Annotated in this window: 17 protein-coding genes; all 17 read right to left on the bottom strand. The window is 62.0% G+C overall.

Annotation, left to right across the window (positions count from 1 at the left end; genetic code table 11):
* Positions 1 to 27: 27 nt before the first annotated feature.
* The 17 genes from ACFX4T_RS10570 to ACFX4T_RS10490 all read right to left on the bottom strand — a co-directional run bounded on the left by ACFX4T_RS10570 (position 28) and on the right by ACFX4T_RS10490 (position 18,837).
* Positions 28 to 954 (bottom strand): RluA family pseudouridine synthase, encoded by a 927-nt coding sequence (locus ACFX4T_RS10570; protein ID WP_377651757.1) that lies wholly within the window; start codon positions 952 to 954, stop codon positions 28 to 30.
* Positions 947 to 1,546, bottom strand: a complete 600-nt coding sequence (gene lspA / locus ACFX4T_RS10565) for a signal peptidase II (protein WP_377651756.1) — start codon at positions 1,544 to 1,546, stop codon at positions 947 to 949. Before lspA ends, ACFX4T_RS10570 begins: the two co-directional genes overlap by 8 nt.
* Before the next feature lie 99 nt (positions 1,547 to 1,645).
* Positions 1,646 to 2,341, bottom strand: a complete 696-nt coding sequence (locus ACFX4T_RS10560) for a DivIVA domain-containing protein (RefSeq protein ID WP_216922981.1) — start codon at positions 2,339 to 2,341, stop codon at positions 1,646 to 1,648.
* Positions 2,342 to 2,513: 172 nt separating this feature from the next.
* Positions 2,514 to 2,801, bottom strand: a complete 288-nt coding sequence (locus tag ACFX4T_RS10555; RefSeq protein ID WP_216922979.1) for a YggT family protein — start codon at positions 2,799 to 2,801, stop codon at positions 2,514 to 2,516.
* Positions 2,802 to 2,933: 132 nt separating this feature from the next.
* Positions 2,934 to 3,467, bottom strand: coding sequence for a cell division protein SepF (locus tag ACFX4T_RS10550; protein ID WP_216922977.1), 534 nt, complete (start codon positions 3,465 to 3,467; stop codon positions 2,934 to 2,936).
* 85 nt (positions 3,468 to 3,552) lie between these two features.
* Positions 3,553 to 4,311 carry a YggS family pyridoxal phosphate-dependent enzyme gene (locus ACFX4T_RS10545; RefSeq protein WP_377651753.1) on the bottom strand — a complete coding sequence of 253 codons (759 nt, stop codon included), beginning with the start codon at positions 4,309 to 4,311 and terminating at the stop codon, positions 3,553 to 3,555.
* Positions 4,304 to 5,014, bottom strand: a complete 711-nt coding sequence (locus ACFX4T_RS10540; RefSeq protein WP_377651751.1) for a polyphenol oxidase family protein — start codon at positions 5,012 to 5,014, stop codon at positions 4,304 to 4,306. Before ACFX4T_RS10540 ends, ACFX4T_RS10545 begins: the two co-directional genes overlap by 8 nt.
* 24 nt (positions 5,015 to 5,038) lie before the next feature.
* A complete protein-coding gene (gene ftsZ / locus ACFX4T_RS10535) occupies positions 5,039 to 6,259 on the bottom strand; it encodes a cell division protein FtsZ (RefSeq protein WP_216922971.1) in 1,221 nt (406 codons plus the stop codon).
* Between the two features lie 216 nt (positions 6,260 to 6,475).
* Positions 6,476 to 7,336 carry an FtsQ-type POTRA domain-containing protein gene (locus tag ACFX4T_RS10530; protein WP_377651750.1) on the bottom strand — a complete coding sequence of 287 codons (861 nt, stop codon included), beginning with the start codon at positions 7,334 to 7,336 and terminating at the stop codon, positions 6,476 to 6,478.
* Positions 7,329 to 8,699 (bottom strand): UDP-N-acetylmuramate--L-alanine ligase, encoded by a 1,371-nt coding sequence (murC, locus tag ACFX4T_RS10525; RefSeq protein ID WP_377651748.1) that lies wholly within the window; start codon positions 8,697 to 8,699, stop codon positions 7,329 to 7,331. Before murC ends, ACFX4T_RS10530 begins: the two co-directional genes overlap by 8 nt.
* On the bottom strand, positions 8,696 to 9,814 hold the full coding sequence (murG, locus tag ACFX4T_RS10520) for an undecaprenyldiphospho-muramoylpentapeptide beta-N-acetylglucosaminyltransferase (RefSeq protein WP_377651747.1): 1,119 nt from the start codon (positions 9,812 to 9,814) through the stop codon (positions 8,696 to 8,698). The genes murC and murG overlap by 4 nt, the downstream gene beginning before the upstream one ends.
* Positions 9,815 to 9,820: 6 nt before the next feature.
* On the bottom strand, positions 9,821 to 11,122 hold the full coding sequence (ftsW, locus tag ACFX4T_RS10515; protein ID WP_377651746.1) for a putative lipid II flippase FtsW: 1,302 nt from the start codon (positions 11,120 to 11,122) through the stop codon (positions 9,821 to 9,823).
* Between the two features lie 2 nt (positions 11,123 to 11,124).
* Entirely contained in the window at positions 11,125 to 12,714 is a 1,590-nt protein-coding gene (murD, locus tag ACFX4T_RS10510) for a UDP-N-acetylmuramoyl-L-alanine--D-glutamate ligase (protein WP_377651745.1), read from the bottom strand.
* The gene (mraY, locus tag ACFX4T_RS10505; protein ID WP_216922959.1) at positions 12,696 to 13,805 is read right to left on the bottom strand and encodes a phospho-N-acetylmuramoyl-pentapeptide-transferase; all 1,110 of its coding nucleotides are present in this window, start codon (positions 13,803 to 13,805) and stop codon (positions 12,696 to 12,698) included. The genes murD and mraY overlap by 19 nt, the downstream gene beginning before the upstream one ends.
* Positions 13,802 to 15,292: a UDP-N-acetylmuramoyl-tripeptide--D-alanyl-D-alanine ligase gene (gene murF, locus ACFX4T_RS10500; RefSeq protein WP_223948625.1), complete on the bottom strand. Its 1,491-nt coding sequence runs from the start codon at positions 15,290 to 15,292 to the stop codon at positions 13,802 to 13,804. The genes mraY and murF overlap by 4 nt, the downstream gene beginning before the upstream one ends.
* Positions 15,293 to 15,298: 6 nt before the next feature.
* A complete protein-coding gene (locus tag ACFX4T_RS10495; RefSeq protein WP_377651743.1) occupies positions 15,299 to 16,936 on the bottom strand; it encodes a UDP-N-acetylmuramoyl-L-alanyl-D-glutamate--2,6-diaminopimelate ligase in 1,638 nt (545 codons plus the stop codon).
* A gap of 104 nt (positions 16,937 to 17,040) precedes the next feature.
* Positions 17,041 to 18,837 (bottom strand): peptidoglycan D,D-transpeptidase FtsI family protein, encoded by a 1,797-nt coding sequence (locus ACFX4T_RS10490; RefSeq protein WP_377651741.1) that lies wholly within the window; start codon positions 18,835 to 18,837, stop codon positions 17,041 to 17,043.

The raw sequence follows: 18,837 nt of genomic DNA, 5'->3' as shown, positions 1-18,837 counted from the left end.
TGGACCGGGCCGGCCCGGAAGGATGGCCTAGGCTGAGCCCGTGGCCAGCAGGTCCAAGGCGTACTGAAGGTCCGCTGGGTAGTCGCTGGTGACTTCCACCCAATCGCCGGTCCGCGGGTGCGTGAAGCCCAGTTGCCGTGCATGAAGCCACTGCCGGGTCAGTCCCAGGTTTGCCGCGAGGCGGGGATCAGCACCGTAGGTGAGATCGCCTGCGCAAGGGTGCCGCAACGCAGAGAAGTGGACCCTGATCTGGTGCGTCCGGCCCGTTTCCAGGTGCACCTCAACCAACGTAGCTTTACCAAAGGCTTCCAGGACTTCGTAGTGGGTCACTGAGGGCCGGCCATCTTCGATAACCGCAAAGCGCCAGTCGTGGCCAGGGTGGCGGCCGATCGGGGCATCAATAGTGCCCTCAAGCGGATCCGGAAGTCCTTGGACAACCGCGTGGTAGACCTTGTCCACCGTGCGCTCCTTGAACGCCCTTTTCAGGACCGTGTAGGCATGCTCCGTCTTCGCCACAACCATCACGCCGGAAGTGCCGACGTCGAGCCTGTGGACGATGCCCGCACGCTCGGGTGCTCCCGACGTCGAGATCCGGTAGCCGGCTCCAGCGAGGCCGCCGACCACCGTGGGTCCCACCCAACCAGGCGATGGATGCGCCGCCACTCCCACTGGTTTATCGATGACAACGAATTCCTCGTCATCCAGCAGGATCTTCAGGCCTTCCACAACTTCCTCCACGACTTCCAGGGGATCCGGCCGCTCGGGAACCGTAACGTCCAGCACCGCGCCCGCAACGAGCTTTGCTGACTTGCCGAGGGCCGTACCGCCGCTGGTGACGTTGCCTTCGGCAATCAGCAGCGCCGCAGCCGAACGGGAAATGTCGAGCAACCGTGCTAGCCCGGCGTCAGCGCGCGCACCTGCAAGCTCCTCAGGCACCACAACCGGCTCACTCACCGACGATCTCCTCGCTGGAGCCCGGAGCCGGCTTGGCTGGTTTCTTCGGTGCTGCCACTTGCCGGGTGCCATCCATGCCCACCCCACGCAGGGTCAGCAGGCAAATGATGACAACGCCGGACACCACAGCTGAGTCGGCGATGTTGAAGATCGCAAAGTTCGGTACCTGGATGAAATCCACTACATGGCCCATGGCGAAGGACGGTTCACGGAACAAGCGGTCGGTCAGGTTGCCCAATGCACCGCCGAGCAGCAACCCCAGCGACAATGCCCACCAAGCGGAGCCGAGTCGCCGCAACTGGAAAAGGATGGCAACGGACACCCCGGCCATGACGATCGTGAAGATCCAAGTGACGTTCTCACCAATGGAAAAAGCCGCCCCTGAATTCCGGATGTAGTACCAGTGCAGCAGTGGTGGCAGCACTGGAATGCGCTCACCTTCTGTCATGGTGCTGGTCACCCAGAGCTTGGTGAGCTGATCAAAGGCATAGGCAAAAACTGCAAAGCCGGCAAAGAGCCACAGCATTGCAGGACGCCATTTCCGGACGGGAAGTTCCGGCCGCGATGCGTCGTCAGTGAGGTCGTCGGTCATAATGCTTTCGTTCGTGGAGCGTTGCGGGCTGCTGGCAGGGTGTTAACAGCAAAAGCCGGTGGCGGAGGAGTCCCCAGCCACCGGCTTTCAGAATACTTGCTAAACGTCAGCGGTTGCTTCGCCGACCTCAGGGGCAGCGACGGAACCACGGGCGTCGAGGTCGCGCAGCTGGCCCTCGATGTATGCCTTCAGGCGTGAGCGGTAGTCACGTTCGAAGCCACGGAGCTGCTCAACCTTGCGCTCCAGGACCGAACGCTGCTGCTCAAGGGCACCAAGGATCTTACGGGACTTCTCCTGGGCGTCGTTGACCAGGCTGGAAGCCTCGATCTGCGCCTCGGCGATAATCTTTTCCTTCTGCTGTGCACCGTCGGCAACGTGTTTGTCGTGCATCTGCTGCGCCATGGCCAGCAGGCCTGCAGCGGACTCAGCGGTAGGCGTAACACCATTGCTGGGGGCCGGTGCCTTGGCGGCGGCAGCCGCAGCGGCCTGCTCGGCTTCCTTCTTCTTGGCAGCCTCAGCAGCCTTCGCTTCGGCTTCCGCCTTGGCCTCGGCTTCCTTGTCCACCTTGGCCGGAGCCGGAACCTTCTCGACGACCGGAGCCGCAGCAGTTGCCGCGGGCACGGCCGAGCCAGCTTCGCCGAGCTTCTTACGAAGTTCGTCGTTCTCCTGGTTCAGGCGGCGCAGTTCAACCACGATCTCGTCGAGGAAGTCATCTACCTCGTCCTGGTCGTAGCCTTCGCGGAACTTGGTCGGCTGAAAGCGCTTGTTGACAACGTCTTCTGGCGTCAAAGCCATCTGGTCACCTCGTTGGTCTAGTTAGTCAGTAGGCCTTCCGGCCGTTCAAAACTACGGTACCTAAATATCATCTGGTTCCTCCAATTCAACACCATCGTGTTGAATTGGAGAATTTGCGGCCTTCGGACCCTCACGAGCCCCCCCGGTTCCGCGGTACAGCCTCACCGCGCAGCTACGCCAGGCCGCTGCTCACCGCCATGGCAATACTCACGGCGATAATCAGGATCAGGAAGCCCAGGTCCAAGGAGATTCCACCCAGTTGCAGTGGCGGTATCAACCTGCGAAGCCTCCTCAGGGGCGGGTCCGTCACAGAGTAGACAACATGGGCTGTTACCAACGCCACACCGCGGGGCCGCCATTGTCGGGCGAACATCTGGACCCATTCGAAGATCAGCCTGATGATAAGGGCAATGAAAAACAGCAACAACACAATATAGATAAGGCCGAAAACAATGCCCACGAGTTAGCTCAGATCTCCCACTTGTTCCGGAATGCCGATCAGTCCCTGCTCTTAAAAAGCCGATCGGTCCTTACTATTGCAACACAGATGCCAGGCAGGTTGACCCGCCTGGCATCCTCGTAGCGATGGTTCTTAGCTCTGGTTGAAGAAGCTGGCCTGCGTTTCGCTGGCCTTCTTGTCGTCCCCGATGACTTCAACATACGACGGCGACAACAGGAAGACCTTATTGGTTACCCTCTCGATGCTGCCATGGAGGCCAAAGACCAACCCGGCCGAGAAGTCCACCAGACGCTTGGCATCTGCCTCACCCATGTCGGTAACGTTCATGATCACGGGAATGCCATCCCGGAAGCTCTCGCCAATGATCTTGGCGTCGTTGTAAGAACGCGGATGAACTGTGGTGATCTGCCTCAAACCCGAGGCATCTTCGCGGCTCGACGCCGCACGCTTAATGGGTGTCACGGGTGCGCGGTATTCCTCTTCGGCGTCAACAGTGGGCATTTCACGGACAACTTCCCGGACGGGTGCAGGCGCTCGGCGCTCTTCCCGGTCCTGTGCCTGGGGGCGTTCTTCGTCGTGGTGCGCGACGGCCTGCTCAGATTCGTAGTGTTCATCGCCGTCGGCGAGCCCAAGATAGATCATTGTCTTGCGCAGAGCGCCAGCCATGGTGCACTCCTATCGTTTCTGCAGTAGGCGGGCCGCCATGACTTGACATATTGGAACCCCGGCCCGTCATTCCAATACTTTGACGCTACCCCACGGCCGGACGCGAACCGAGAATATCGGAGCCAATTCTCAGGTGTGTCGCCCCAAACTTGATAGCGGCCTCAAGGTCCTGGCTCATCCCCGCCGATACCCCTGAAGCCTCCGGATGATTGGCGCGGACTTCCGCGGAAACAACCGCAAGTCGTTCAAAGGCCGCTTCAGGATCGGCGCCCAGCGGAGCCACGGCCATCACGCCGGCAAGCTTCAGTCCGGGCGAGGAAGCGATCTTTGCCGCCAGGGATTCCACCTCCGAGGGGCGGGCACCACCGCGGTGCGCCCCGGCGTCGTCGTCCAAACTCACTTGGATGTAGCACTCAAGGTCATGGCGCCCAGTGAGGTCCCTTTCACGGGCGACAGCCTTTTCAAGTGCCTCGATCACCTGGGGACGATCTACTGACTGCACGGAGTAGGCGTATTTAGCCACTGATTTCGCTTTTTTGCTCTGCAACTGGCCTATGAAGTGCCATCGGACGTCCAGGTCCGTGAGTTCGGCGCTTTTGCCTGCAGCCTCCTGGTCCCGGTTCTCGCCGAAATCCCGGACGCCCAGCGTAGCCAGTCGCCGGACATCAGCTGCCGGGTGGAACTTGGTCACGACGATCAGTCCTGGCAGATCCACACGTCCCGCCGCAGCCGTCGCCGCGGAAATCCGTGCCTGAACAACCTCAAGCCGCCGGGCGAGTTCAGTGGTGCGGGCGTCCGAAGCTGCAACGCCGGACAGGGCGTCGTCGTGTCCAAGGCTAGTCATGCGTCCACACCAAACCTGCGAATCGCCCCGTACGGGAATCCCGCCGGTAGGAAAAAAGGGACTCATTTTCCAAGGTGCATTCCCCGGAGTACTCAACGGTGACGCCAGCTTCGGCCAGCTGGGCACGAACACCGGCAGGAAGGTCCAATGCCGGCGTTCCCCACGACGTGCTCGACCAGGCAGCAGGTGCCACCGCGGCAACTTCGTCGCGAAGCTGCTCGGGAACCTCATAGCAGGAGCCACAAATAGAAGGCCCCAGCCAGGCACTGATATTCACGGCACCGAGTGTGCGCATCTCGTTGACGGTTGCGGGAACAACCGCGGAAGCGACGCCCGGACGTCCTGCGTGCGCGACAGCGATGACGGGACCGCGATTGCCTGCATCTCCAACGAGGACCACGGGAACACAGTCAGCCACCATGACGGACAATGGCTGGGCAGCTTGGTTGCCCGAAGGCGTTGAAACCATTGCATCCGCAGTAGGACCGGGACCGTAGCTCGAAATAAGCGCGACCTCATTGCCATGAACCTGGTCCATGTACTGAAAGCTACGATTGCCCAAGTTTGCGGCATCGTCCAACCGGGCACGACGCGCGGTCACATCGCCGGGGTTGTCCCCCACATGCAGGGCCAGGTTCCCGGCGCCTGTGTCCGTGAAGGCAACAGAAACGCCGGGCTGTACTTCATTGCGCCACCAAAACACCGGATATCGACTCTCGAAGCCCGCTTACTTCAGGAAATCGGGAACGTCGAGGTCATCTGAGCGGCTGCCCGACAGGTCCGGCTCCACAACGGCCGGAAGGTCGACGTCGAAGCCTGAGTCCGCGGGAAGCGCCGACGGACGCTGCTGGCCCCAGTTGCTCAGCCCTGCGGCGCCGATGCCTGCAGTTGCATGCTGCGGCGCGTTTGCGTTGGACGGAGCCGTGCTTGGCGCAGCAGGACGCTCGGCAGGCACGGGGTTCTGCGCGGGACGCGACTGGTCCATGGACGGTGAGGTTGCCTTGACGTCGTCGAATCCGGCGGCAATGACAGTGACACGGGCTTCGTCGCCGAGGGCATCGTCGATAACCGCACCGAAGATGATGTTCGCCTCCGGGTGCGCCACTTCCTGCACCAAGCGGGCTGCCTCGTTGATTTCGAACAGGCCGAGGTCTGAACCACCCTGGATGGAGAGCAGCACGCCATGCGCGCCGTCGATGGAGGCCTCCAGGAGGGGCGAGGCGATGGCCAGCTCGGCAGCCTTCACTGCGCGGTCTTCGCCACGGGCGGATCCGATACCCATGAGGGCGGAGCCGGCACCCTGCATGACGGACTTGACGTCGGCGAAGTCGAGGTTGATGAGGCCCGGGGTGGTGATGAGGTCCGTAATGCCCTGGACACCGGAAAGCAGTACCTGGTCAGCTGAGCGGAAAGCGTCCAGGACGGAGACGTTGCGATCGCTGATGGACAGGAGTCGGTCGTTGGGGATGACGATCAGGGTATCGACTTCATCACGCAGGGCGTCGATACCGGCTTCGGCGGAGCCAGCACGACGGCGGCCCTCGAAAGTGAAGGGGCGGGTTACCACGCCAATGGTCAGCGCACCCAGGGAGCGGGCGATGCGCGCGACAACAGGGGCTCCACCGGTGCCGGTGCCACCACCTTCGCCGGCCGTAACGAAGACCATGTCAGCGCCGCGGAGAACTTCTTCGATCTCGTCGGCGTGGTCTTCAGCGGCCTGCTTGCCGACCTCGGGGTTGGCTCCGGCGCCAAGGCCGCGCGTAAGCTCACGACCGACGTCGAGCTTGACGTCGGCGTCGCTCATGAGGAGCGCTTGCGCGTCAGTGTTGATGGCAATGAACTCGACGCCCCGGAGGCCGACCTCGATCATGCGGTTGACTGCGTTCACGCCACCGCCGCCGATGCCGACGACCTTGATGACGGCCAAGTAATTCTGCGGTGCTGCCACGTTTCGTGCCCCTTGCTTGTGTCCTATAGCGAAACTGATCGAGTCCAACTTGAATCCTTGGACCTTAACCCTCTAGTTGAAGGTTATAGTTATGTCAAGTAACTCTACTGCGACGGTATTTCCTCCGCTTCGGACATGCAATGACCGCTTGCGCGTGTCGCTTGATTGTCGCGAAATAAGGTCCCCGAGGCCCGCAGGTTACGTGCTCAATGCTCTTTATTTGGTGAATGGATGCCGGGGCACGCTGACGTCGTAGACGTTCACGGGAACTTTGGGATCCGGCGGCATCTTCAATAGTGCCTCAAGCGCCTTCGCCTTCAGTTCCTTGTCCTCGGCATTGCCCCACACTACCGTCTTTCCGTCCACCAGTTTTAGCTCAACGGCATCAGGAGACGCAGCAGATGCGGTGGACATCCTGGCGAGCACATCGGCCGGCAAAGTGTTCAGGACAGCTGCAATTGCTTTGAACAACCCAGTGTTGGTGGCACCTGCGCCAGCGTCGATCAGGGGCAGCGCCACCGCTGACTGATCCTGCGTGGCTCCGAGCTGAACTCCATCTACATCCACCATCACGAATGAGTCGCCTTGCTTCAACAGGGCCACGGGTACGCGCTCATTGACGTGCACAAGCAATTCCGACGGCGGCCTTGCCTCCACAGTTGCCGAACGCACCTGGACCAGGGGCTTCAGGAGCTCATTGACTTCCTGCTCGCTCACCTGCGGCAGCGGCTTGCCCTCCATTCCTGACAAGGCCTTCTGCACGTCCTCAGGAGTCAGCAGCTTGGTGCCGTCCACTGTGATGGTGCGGACCGCGAGCACGGGCGAATAGATGGCACCCGCTATGAGCACCGCGACGACAGCCGTAACGATGGAGAGCGTCCACAGCAAGAGCCTGCGCTTGCGTTTGCCCTTCGGCTCCGGAAAGGCAATGACATTGTCCGCGCTGTTTTTTGGGGAAGGCTCAACGGACCGCTGGGCGGTGATGACGCTTTCCGTGGAACCACCGGCCGGACGGCCCTTATTCTCCCGGCCGGAATCCACGGCGGGCTTGAAGGTTGGCCTGCGGGTGCTAGCCACCCAACGCCTCCACAATCACCGGGCCGTAAGCAGTGACATCGCCGGCTCCCACCGTCAGCACTATGTCACCCTCACCAGCGGCCGCCACAATAGCTTCCACAGCTTCGTCACCGGAGACCAGCCGCCCCTGGGAGAGCCGGTCAGCAATCAACGAACTGGTGACGCCGGGGATGGGGTCTTCACGGGCAGGGTAGATGTCCAGGACCAGCGCCGTGTCAGCAGCGTCCAGAGCCGATGCAAACTCCGCAGCGAATTCCCGGGTCCGGGAAAACAAATGCGGTTGGAAGAGAACGTGGACCTTGTTGCCGCCAGCCACAGAACGGGCGGCGGACAAGGCGGCACGCACTTCGGTTGGGTGATGGGCGTAGTCGTCGTACACACGCACACCCCTCCCCTGCCCTTTGAGTTCAAAGCGCCGGGACGCGCCAGTGAAGTGTCCAAGCGCCGTAGCCGCCGTCACTGGCGCCACGCCAAGCTCCAGGGCGACGGCGAACGCGGCAGCGGCATTCAGCGCGTTGTGCCTTCCGGGGACCTGCAGGTTCAAGGTATAGCTGGCTCCATCAACCGCTACCGACACATCACCCGGACCGCCGTCGCCTAGGCGGATATCGGCGTCGTCGCCTGTCCCGTACGTCAGCACACGCGTGGTTCCCTTGGCGGCCGTCCGCTCCGCCAACGCGCGGGCGCCCGCGTCGTCCGCACATGCCAGGAGGAGTCCGTGGGGCGGCAGGAGCGCTGCGAAGTTATCGAACGAGGCGAAAACAGCTTCAGCGGTTCCATAGTGGTCCAGATGGTCCGCTTCCACATTGGTGACGACGGCGATCAGTGGACGGTAGTTGAGGAACGAGCCATCCGACTCGTCCGCTTCAGCCACGAAGATGTCCGAGGATCCGTGGGCCGCGTTGACTCCCAGCGCCGGGACGTTGGCGCCAATGGCGAACGACGGATCCAGTCCTGCTTCCTTGAGCAGGACAGCAACCATGGAGGTGGTGGTGGACTTGCCGTGCGTACCGGCGATGGTGACCACCCTGTGGCCGTCCATGGTCGCAGCGAGTGCCTCGGAACGATGCAGCACGGGCAAACCGGCCTGACGTGCCGCAGACAACTCAGGATTGTCCGCACGGATTGCGGAGCCGGCAACAACAGTCTGGGCGTCCCCCAGATTGCCGGGGTCGTATCCCACGGCAATACGGGCACCTGCTGCAGCCAGGTCATGCATGACCGGAAGGTCCTTGGCGTCAGTACCACTCACGGGAACACCGCGGGCCACCATGATCCGGGCGATGGCAGACATTCCCACCCCGCCGATGCCGATGAAATGTACTCGTCCGAGGGACTCAAGTGGTGCAATCGGGTGCGTCATGCGGCTACCGCTTCCAAGACAAGATCAGCCATGCGCTGATCGGCGTTTCTGATGCCAAGGGCCTCGGACCTGCGGGCCATTTCGACCAGCCTGCCGCGATCCGATACGAGTGGAATGAGTTCTTCCTTGAGCCATTCCGGGGTGAATTCTTTGTCTAGAACCATCAGCGCTCCGCCGGCCTCCACCAGGGCAGCTGCATTAAGGGCTTGCTCACCATTGCCGATGGGCAAGGGCACGAACACCGCAGGAACCCCTACAGCTGCCACTTCGCTGACCGTTGCGGCTCCGGCCCGGGCGAGCAGGATGTCTGCAGCGGCGTAGACATCCTCCATTCGATCCACGTACTCCACCTGCCGGTACCCGTCAGCGGCGAGGAGTCCGCCGTCGTTATCCAGAACAGCCTTGCCGGTACCGGTGATATGCAGTGTCTGGATCCCCGCAGCTGCCAGCGCGGGCAAGGCAGCAGCCACAGAACGGTTGATGCTTAGTGCTCCGGAGGACCCACCAGTCACGATCAAGGCAGGACGGTCCGGATTGAGGCCCAGCGAAGCCTTGGCAGCAGGCGCGGCCATAGAGCGGTCCAGCCCTGAGATAGCGCGACGCATCGGCATTCCCACGTGGCGGGCGCCGCGCAGGCGCGTACCGGCAAACGCCACGGCAACATGGCGGCTGAACCGTGCACCCACGCGGTTTGCGAGCCCCGCCTTCATGTTGGCCTCATGGATCACGATGGGCGTACCGCGCCTGCGGGCCGCCAGGTACATGGGAGTGCAGACGTAGCCGCCCACACCCACCAGGACATCGGCCCGGGCCTCATCAAGGATTCGTTCCGCTTGCTTGACGGCGCCCCGCAAGCGCCCCGGCAGCTTCAGGAGATCAAGGGACGGTTTTCGTGGCAACGGGACGCGGTCAATAGTGGCGAGCTCGTATCCGGCCGCCGGGACAAGCCTGGTTTCCAAGCCCGACGGCGTGCCGACAGCCAGGATGGCAGCTTCCGGACGCTTTTCCTTGATTGCATCCGCGATGGCCAGCAAGGGACTGACATGGCCGGCCGTGCCACCGCCAGCAAGCACGACGGACAACGGCTTGGACGCATGGGGGGAATCTGAAGTCATGAAGTGCTATTTACGCTTTCGTGCGGTCTTGGACAAACGACGCGGCAAGAGCCGGGGACGCTGCTGTGGTGGCAACTGTCCGCGGGCCAAGGACAACACTACGCCCACGCCGCACAGCGACATCACCAAGGCCGAGCCACCTGCAGATATGAAAGGCAGCGGGACACCGATCACTGGAAGCAGCTGGGTCACCACTGCCATGTTCATGCTTGCCTGTCCCAGGAGCCACACCATAATGCCACCAGCGAGCGTGCGCTGGAACGGATCGGTCTGCCGGACAACGACGCGGAAAATGGCGATGCCAAGGATAGCGAACAAGACCAGGACTACAAGGGTGCCCACGAGTCCCAGTTCCTCGCCGATGATGGCAAAGATGAAGTCGTTGTGGGCCTCAGGAAGCCAGTTGTACTTTTGCCGGCTCTGCCCCAGCCCAAGTCCGGTCCAACTGCCCTGCGCCAGCCCATACATGCCGTTGGTGGACTGGTAAGTGAAGTCGGAATCTGCGGTGCAGGAATCCCCTGCCATGCCCAGCCAGGCTGTCACCCGGCAGATCCGGTTTGGACTGATGATTGTCATCGCTGTAGCGCCAAGGGCTCCGGCGACGCCCGCAATTGCCAGCATCTTCGTGGGAACCCCGGCAAAGTACAACCCCGCAGCCACAATGGCCATGACAACGATTGCGGTGCCCAGGTCATTGCCCACGAGGATCAGCCCAAGGACAAGGCCAGCCCCCGGGACTACCGGTATGATCACGTGCATCCAGCGATGCAGGTATTTCTCCTTGCGTGCCAGGACCGCTGCTATCCAAACACAAAGAACCAGCTTCGAAATTTCCGAGGGCTGGATGCTGATGCCGCCGATGTCGATCCAGTTCTGGTTGCCCAGGGTGCTGCGACCGAAAACCTGCACAAGTATCAGCAGGACCACAACGGCACCGAGTCCCCACCAGGACAGCCTCTTCATCCAGCTGACGTTGGTCCGGGAGATCAGGTACATCGCCACAAGTCCAACGACGCCAAACATCGCCTGCTTCAATGCATCGGCGTACGGAGACTTACCTTCGGAGATCGCCTCCACACTGGAAGCAGAGAGCACCATCATCACACCGATTGCGGTAAGGGCCAGGGCGCATCCAAGAATGAGGTAGTACGTGGAGCTGTTGGGCGCTTTGCTCTTGCCCTCCAGGCCTTCCCAGAAGGAGCGGACGTGGCCCCGAAGCCGGGCTGGTTTCTTGCGGGCAGCCGGCGAAGCCTCGGCTCCGACGTCCCCGGAAGCCTTGCCGCGGCTGCGGGTGGGCGTGCTGACCATTGTTACTCCTCGGTGGTCTTTGCCTGCCCTTCCACGAGCTCGCGTACTGCCTGGACGAAAGCGTCGCCACGGTGAGCGTAGGAAGAGAACTGATCCATGGATGCAGCCGCTGGAGCCATGAGCACGGTGTCACCTGGTTCCGCCACGCTGGCCGCTGCCCTCACAGCCTGGGCCATGATGGTCTCACCAAAAATCGGCGAGGAGGCGTTACCGTCTGCGGTCTGCACACTTTCAGTGTCGCCCTTGGGCTGGGCTATCACGGGGACATCCGGTGCGTGTCGCTGGAGGGACGCTTCCAAGGCCTCCGTGTCAGTGCCGATGAGCACTACGGACTTCAAGCGGGGAGCGTGTTCCTTGACGAGGTCATCGTAATTGACGCCCTTGGAGAGCCCCCCTGCGATCCATACCACATTGTGGAAAGCTGAAAGAGCGGCCGACGCAGCGTGGGGGTTGGTGGCCTTTGAATCGTTGATCCACAGCACGTCGTCCTGTTTGGCCACGAGCTGGATACGATGCGCACCGGGCAGATAGTTGACCAGGCCCTCCTTCACGGAGGCAGGGTCAACCCCATAGGCACGGACGAGGGCCGCGGCGGCCAGGGCATTGGCCACCATGTGGCGAGGTGCCACTGGCCCAAGATCGGCAATGGACGCGAGTTCGGCGGCTGAGTTTTTCCGCTCTTCGATAAACGCGCGGTCAACCAGCAATCCGTCCACGACGCCGAGCATGCTGATGCCAGGGGTGTTCGTGGTGAATCCGACCGCGCGGCAGCCTTCAACGACGTCCGCGTTCTCTACCATGCGTTCGGTTTCAATTTGATCGGCGTTGTAGATGGCAGCCTTCTGCGTGTTCTCGTAGACCTTCGCTTTATCGGCAAGGTACGACGCGTACGAGCCATGCCAGTCCACGTGGTCCTCGGCGACGTTCAGGCATACGCTGGCCACCGGTGACAACGAATGGCTCCAATGCAACTGGAAGCTTGAGAGTTCCACCGCAAAAGCGTCGTACTCCACCGGATCCCTGAGCGCGTCAAGGATAGGCGTACCCACGTTGCCCACGGCAATGGCTTTGAGTCCGGCCGCCTGCAGCATGGACTCGGTCATCCCTACCGTGGTGGTCTTACCGTTGGTGCCGGTGATGGTGAGCCAATCAGCGGTCTTCCGGCCAGCCCGTTCGCGGACGCGCCACGCCAATTCGACGTCGCCCCATACGGGAATGTGCTTGCGTTTGGCAGCGGCCAGCAGGGCTTGGTCCGGGCGCCAACCCGGCGAGGTCACAATGAGCTCCGGCTTCTCGCCGTCAATGAGGGGAAGGACCTTCACGGCCTCTTCGCCCAGCAGCACATCCACTGCACCCACGATTTTCAAAGTGTCGGCCTGCGCCTTTGCTTTCGCCGTGGTCGAGGCATCCACCACCACAACTTTTGCACCGAGTTCGATGAGGGTGTCAGCGGCAGCAAAACCGGACACGCCAATTCCGGTCACCACCACCCGCAAGCCACGCCAATCAGCATCCCAGCTGGTGAGATCCTTCAGGCGGTCGTTGGCCGACGGCGCGCTCTCCTGGCTTGCGTTCACAGCAGCACCACCCATTCAGCGTAGAAGATTCCAAGGCCTGCGGCCACGAAAAGCCCGGCAAGGATCCAGAAGCGGACAACAACCGTGACCTCTGCCCAACCCTTCAGTTCGAAGTGATGTTGCAGTGGGGCCATCTTGAAGACCCGTTTGCCACCTGACAGTTTGAAGAAACCCACCTGGATGATGACGGAAAGGGTGATCAGGACGAACAAACCACCGATGAAGGCCAGCAAAAGTTCCGTGCGGGACAGGATGGCGAACGCCGCGACAGCGCCTCCGATTGCCAGGGAACCAGTGTCTCCCATGAAGATCTTGGCCGGTGATGTATTCCACCAGAGGAAGCCCACCAAAGCAGCGCTCAGGATTGCCGCCAGGAGCGCCAGGTCCATGGGGTCGCGTACTTGATAACAGCCGCTGCCCGCCTCACGGGGCGAACCACAGGCCTGGTTGTTCTGCCAGATCCCCATGATGGTGTACGCGCCGAACACCATGATGGATGCTCCCGACGCTAGGCCATCCAGGCCGTCTGTGAGGTTCACGCCGTTGGTAGCCGCCGTGATGATGAGGTTGGACCAAACGACAAAAAGAATTGCGCCCAGGATGGTCCCACCGAAAGCAAGATCAAGCCAGGGGATGTCACGGACGAGGGAAATCTGCGTGGAAGCCGGACGGAGCCCGTCCTCGTTGGGAAACTGCAGCACCAGAACGGCAAAAATGATGCCAACGGCGGCTTGCAGGATCAGCTTGGCGCGGGCGTTCAGGCCCAAACTGCGCTTGTTGGAAATCTTGATGTAGTCATCCAAGAAGCCAACGAATCCCATTCCTACCATGAGGAACAACAGAAGCAGCCCGGATGCGGAGGGTCCCGCGGACCGTGGATTCATCATCCACATGATCAAGTGGGTCACGAAATAGCTGATCAGAACCGCGGCAACAACCACGGTTCCACCCATGGTGGGCGTGCCGCGCTTGGTGTGGTGCGAGGTTGGGCCATCATCGCGGATGAACTGCCCATAGCTCTTGGCCACCAGGAACCTGATGAACAGGGGCGTCCCTATCAGGGCTAACAGAAGGGCGACGCCGGCGCCGATCAAAAGTGCAATCACAGCAGCTCGTTCCCTTCGCTTGCGACATCTTCAGCCGCGCTTTCCCCGGTGGGCTCGGCCCGTGGGGGTAATGCTATCCGATCGCCCAAATGCCTCAGCCCCACTCCATTGGAGGACTTGAACAAGACCAGGTCGCCGGGTTTCAGCTCCCTTTGCAGGAGTTCGTAAGCTTCCTCGGCGGTCTCCGTGAACGAACATTCGTCCCCCCACGAACCTTCCTGGATGGCCGATATATAAAGGGCCCGGGCTTCGCGTCCCACCACCACGAGTCTGGAGATGTTCAAGCGCACAACCTGCGTTCCCACGGCAGTGTGCTCGCGGATGGAATCCTCGCCGAGCTCCAGCATGGCGCCAAGGACGGCCCAGGTCCGCCTGCCCTGGCCGAGATCAGCGAGTGTGCGCAGCGCAGCCCGCATCGACTCAGGATTGGCGTTGTACGCGTCGTTGATGATGGTGACACCGTCAGGGCGTTCGGTTCGTTCCATGCGCCAGCGGCTGGCCGCGGACTGGGAACTAAGCGAGGAAGCAATGTCTGCCGCCGGGATGCCCGCGGCAAATGCCGCAGCAGCGGCAGCCAGCAGGTTCGTCACGTGATGGCCGCCGATCAGGCGGCTTCGGACAGGAACGGAAGGGCCGCCGTCGGGCAGTACAAGATCAAACTCGGGGTGGCCTTCGGCGTTGACCACAACGTTGCGGGCTTCCACGTCTTCGTTCGTCGCGGGAGAGGCACTGAAGCCCAGGACTTTGGCCCTGGTGCGGGTCTTCATGGCGGCAACGCGGCCGTCGTCCAGGTTCAGGACGGCCGTGCCGTGCTCACTGAGCCCTTCAACGAGTTCGCCCTTGGCCGTGGCGATGTTTTCGACACCGCCGAATTCCCCGGCGTGGGCGGTGCCCACCACCAGCACCACACCAATATCGGGCTGCACCATCCCAACGAGGTACTTGATGTGCCCGATACCAGTGGCTCCCATCTCAATGACGAGGTAACGAGTGTCCGTATCGGCAGCAAAGACCGTCAGGGGGACCCCAACCTCACCGTTGTATGAGCCCCGCGGAGCCACCGTGGGCCCGGCTTGGGACAACACGCCGGCGAGTAGGTCCTTGGTGGTGGTCTTGCCGGCGGAGCCGGTAATGCCGATCACTGTAAATTCCTCGCCGCGCTGCTCCCGGGCAGAGCGGATGCGGCGGACTGCTTCGGCAGCAAGGGCTCCCATGGCGAGCACCGCGTCATCAACAACGACGGCGGGATACGGCTTGCCGTCGGCGTCGGTGACATCGCGTTCGGCCAGCACCAGGACGGCACCCCGCTCGAAGGCAGCGTCAACGAAGTCATGACCGTCTGCGTGCTCGCCGGGCTTCGCGACGTAAAGCGAACCAGGAGTAGCTTCCCGGGAATCAGTGACGACGGAAGTGGGCGCGATGTCCCCGTCTCCGGTTAAACGGCCATGGGTGATGTGGGCGATCTCCGCCGCAGTAAGTGCAATCATCTCGGTTTAGGACTCTATCCGCTGGTCCGTTGAAACGCTGAATCCCCTGGATGTCAAGGCGGTCCGCAATTCCACTCTGTCGTCAAGAGCCAGGTTGACGCCCTTGACCTCTTGCCATACCTCGTGGCCTCGACCTGCAATGAGGATAGTGTCCTTCGGGGTGGCATACTCCACTGCGAGTCGAATGGCGGCATCCCGCGGCGAGGATTCGATGATTTCACAGGTCAAGTTCGCTGCCTCACGGGCGGCATAGGCACCTGCCAGGACCTCTGACCGGATAGCTGCCGCATCCTCATCGTGGGGGTCGTCGTCGCTGATGATGACAATGTCCGCCAAGCGTGCCGCGATGGCGCCCATCGTAGGACGCTTGCTTTGGTCCCGTTGCCCGGTAGCCCCGAACACCACGATCACGCGGGAGCCTTCTTCACGGGACCGGACGGCCTGCAGCGCGCGGGCCAAGGCATCCGGATTGTGGGCAAAATCCACCACAGAGGCCGGCGCCGCGGAGATGAGCTGCATTCGTCCAGGGACGGCCACGGTAAAGGGATCATGCGCCTCGAGTGCGCCCTGGAGGGTCTCTACATCGATGCCTGACGACAGGACCATGATCGTGGCCAGGGCCGCGTTCGCCACATTGAAGTCACCCGGCAAGCCAGTGTGTACGCGCAGGACGCGGCCGTCTGTGTGCCGCAGTTCAAAATCGGTGCCGAGTCCGCGGGCGGTGGTTGAGGCAACGGACCAATCGGCAGGGGTGCCTCCTGTCGTTGCGGTAAGTGTTGTGACCGGAATGTCCGCTGTTCGCGCCAGGTTGCGGCCCCACTCGTCGTCGACCATCACCACTGCGTGGCGTGCCCGTCCTGCGGTGAACAGCTCAGCTTTGGTGCGGAAGTACTCTTCCATGCTGCCGTGCAGGTCCAAGTGGTCCTGGGTGAGGTTCGTGAACCCGGCGACGTCGAACATCACGCCATCCACGCGGTGATAAGCAACGGCGTGGGAGGACACCTCCATGGACGCCGCCTCCAGCCCACGTTCCCGCATCAGGGCAAGCAGTGCATGGACGTCAGTGGATTCCGGTGTCGTCAACAGGCTCGGAATGGGATCTCCCCCGGCCAGGATTTCTATTGTTCCGATGAGCCCCGGGGTTTTTCCCAAGGCACGGAGCAAGGAGTTGATGAAGTACGTTGTGGTCGTCTTACCGTTGGTCCCGGTTACTCCAAACAGCGTCGGGAACCCGCCGTCGTCCGGCTGGCTGCGGTAGATCAGTGCAGCCAAACGCCCGACAACGGTGCGCGGCTCGTCGACGATCAGGACAGGTACGGGTTGCTCGCCTGCCAGGGCAAGCTGCCGTGCCCCGGCATCGTCCGTGACTACGGCGACGGCGCCAGCCTCTACCGCCTGTGGGACGAAGTCGGCACCATGGCGCGAAGCCCCGGGAAGTGCCATGTAAAGGTCACCAGGTTCAATGGCCCGGGAGTTCAGCGAAATCCCCGTCACTCCCCTGGTGTCGCCGTCCGCCGGGACGGCCACCCCCAGGGCTTCTGCGAGGGTCGACAAAGGCACTGCAGCCACAGACGCCGGGCGGAAGCCGGATGTGCCGGTCTCCGGCGTCTCGGCGTGGGAAGCGGCCTCATTGTGCTCTGACACGTGGTTCTCCGTTGATGCTCGGTGGAACGACCGGCTTGGGGCCAGCGGCGCCCAGCCGGTAGTGATGGATCAAATTCTTTGGCCGAAACAGACGCCCAAGAAGCTTACTTGACGAACTGCGGCAGGCGCGCAGGGGTGCCGGTTGATGGCGGCACGTTGTAGGTCCTGAGGACCTGGGACATGACGGAACGGAACACGGGACCATTGGTGATGCCGTAGATATTCCCCTTGGGCCGCTGCAGGACGACCTCTACGATGAACCGCGGGTCATCCATGGGCGCCATGCCCACCATCGAGGCCGTATACCCGTCAAAGCCGGCGAGTCCATCTTCGCGGGGTGCCTGTGAGGTACCCGTCTTGGCGCCCACCCGGTAGCCATCAATGGCCGCGTCCTTGATCTGGCCCTCGGTCACTGCGCTTTCCAGGATGTCCCGCATTTGTTGCGCTGTTTCCTTGGACACCACCTGCCGGGACTCCTTGGCCGGAACCTTCTGCTCTTCCCCCTCGGGGGTGATGTAGCTGTCTATGAGCCTGGGCTGCAACATCACGCCACCGTTGGCAATCGTCTGGAAGGCCCGCACGGTCTGCAGCGTGGACTGCGAAACTCCCTGACCAAAGAGAACCGTGTACTGCTGGCGTTCATCCCACTGATCAGGCTTGGCGAGGATACCCGTCGCTTCCGCGGGGAGGCCGATATCCGTTTGTTCGCCAACACCAAACTTCTTCAGCCATTCGTAGCGCTGCTCTTTGCTCAGCCTGCTTCCCGCCATCACGGTGCCGGTGTTCATGGACCAACCCAGGATTCCGGCCAGCGTGCGTTCTTCGGTGCCGTGCTCGAACGCATCGGTGAACGTCTGGCCGTCAATGGTGTAGGACGGCGGGATGGTGAAATGGTCCAGCGGAAAGGACTTGCCCTCCTCGATTACGGCAGAGGCAGTGATCATTTTCTCGACTGATCCGGGCTCGTAGGCGGCCGTTACAGAACGCACACCCCGGTCCTTGGCATCAACTTTCCCGGGATCGTTGGGGTCCGGGGCATTCGTGTCGGCCAGGGCAATAAGGTTGCCCGTCTTGGTGTCGATCACAATAATCGAACCCCACTCGGCGTTCATCTTGTTGACCTGGCTTTGGATGGCCTGCTGTGCGAAGTACTGGATGTCCGTGTTGAGGGTCAGCTTGACGTCGCTTCCATCCACGGCCGGCGTGAGCTCGTCAGTGGCAACGGGAATCCTGAGGCCATCGGCGCCAATCTCGAATACGCGCTTGCCCTCGGTACCGCGGAGGACCTGGTCCTGGGTTTGCTCGATGCCTGCCTGGCCTGTGGTGCCGTCCTGAAGGAAACCCACCACTCCGCCGGCCACGCTGCCGTTCGGATAGACACGCTTACTGACGCCTTCAGCGGCCACACCGGGAATATGCAGCTTGGAGATGCGGTCTTCAAGCTCGGGTTTCACATCCTTGGCCACCGTGAAGTACTTCTTGTCACCAGTGAGCGACTCCCGGACCTTGGCGGGATCGGCCCCCAGGAGCGAAGCCAGTTCGGAGATACCCTGGTCCCGCGGGATTGTCTCTACTTCTTCAGTCTTCTCGTTGTACCGCTTGAACTCAGCGGTGGCGGTGTTCAGGACCTGGTCCACAACAATGTTGTAGCGGATGACACTGCTGGCCAGGACAGTACCATTGGCGTCCAGGATCCTGCCGCGTTCGGCCGGCAGTACCTGTGGCGTGAGACGGTTCGCGAGGGCGGCCTCGGCCATGCCACCGACATCAAGGCCTTGCACCATGAAGAGTTTCCCGCCCACCACCAACAGCAGTGTCAGCATGATGCCAAGACCAACCCGGAGCCGCTTCCTCGCCGCCGGCACCTTCGTCTTTTTTGATTTGCCGGGGTTTTGCGCCAC

This window comes from Paenarthrobacter sp. YIM B13468 (assembly GCF_042788025.1).
GTDB lineage: Bacteria > Actinomycetota > Actinomycetes > Actinomycetales > Micrococcaceae > Arthrobacter > Arthrobacter aromaticivorans.
This window is presented reverse-complemented; position numbering and strand designations above follow the sequence as displayed.

Excerpts from the sequence above, each read along its gene's own strand:
- murC (WP_377651748.1), bottom strand. The coding sequence starts at position 8,699 with ATGACGCACCCGATTGCACCACTTGAGTCCCTCGGACGAGTACATTTC.
- ftsW (WP_377651746.1), bottom strand. The coding sequence starts at position 11,122 with ATGGTCAGCACGCCCACCCGCAGCCGCGGCAAGGCTTCCGGGGACGTC.
- ACFX4T_RS10550 (WP_216922977.1), bottom strand. The coding sequence starts at position 3,467 with ATGGCTGGCGCTCTGCGCAAGACAATGATCTATCTTGGGCTCGCCGAC.
- murD (WP_377651745.1), bottom strand. The coding sequence starts at position 12,714 with ATGGGTGGTGCTGCTGTGAACGCAAGCCAGGAGAGCGCGCCGTCGGCC.
- ACFX4T_RS10545 (WP_377651753.1), bottom strand. The coding sequence starts at position 4,311 with ATGACTAGCCTTGGACACGACGACGCCCTGTCCGGCGTTGCAGCTTCG.
- murG (WP_377651747.1), bottom strand. The coding sequence starts at position 9,814 with ATGACTTCAGATTCCCCCCATGCGTCCAAGCCGTTGTCCGTCGTGCTT.
- murF (WP_223948625.1), bottom strand. The coding sequence starts at position 15,292 with ATGATTGCACTTACTGCGGCGGAGATCGCCCACATCACCCATGGCCGT.
- ACFX4T_RS10560 (WP_216922981.1), bottom strand. The coding sequence starts at position 2,341 with ATGGCTTTGACGCCAGAAGACGTTGTCAACAAGCGCTTTCAGCCGACC.
- lspA (WP_377651756.1), bottom strand. The coding sequence starts at position 1,546 with ATGACCGACGACCTCACTGACGACGCATCGCGGCCGGAACTTCCCGTC.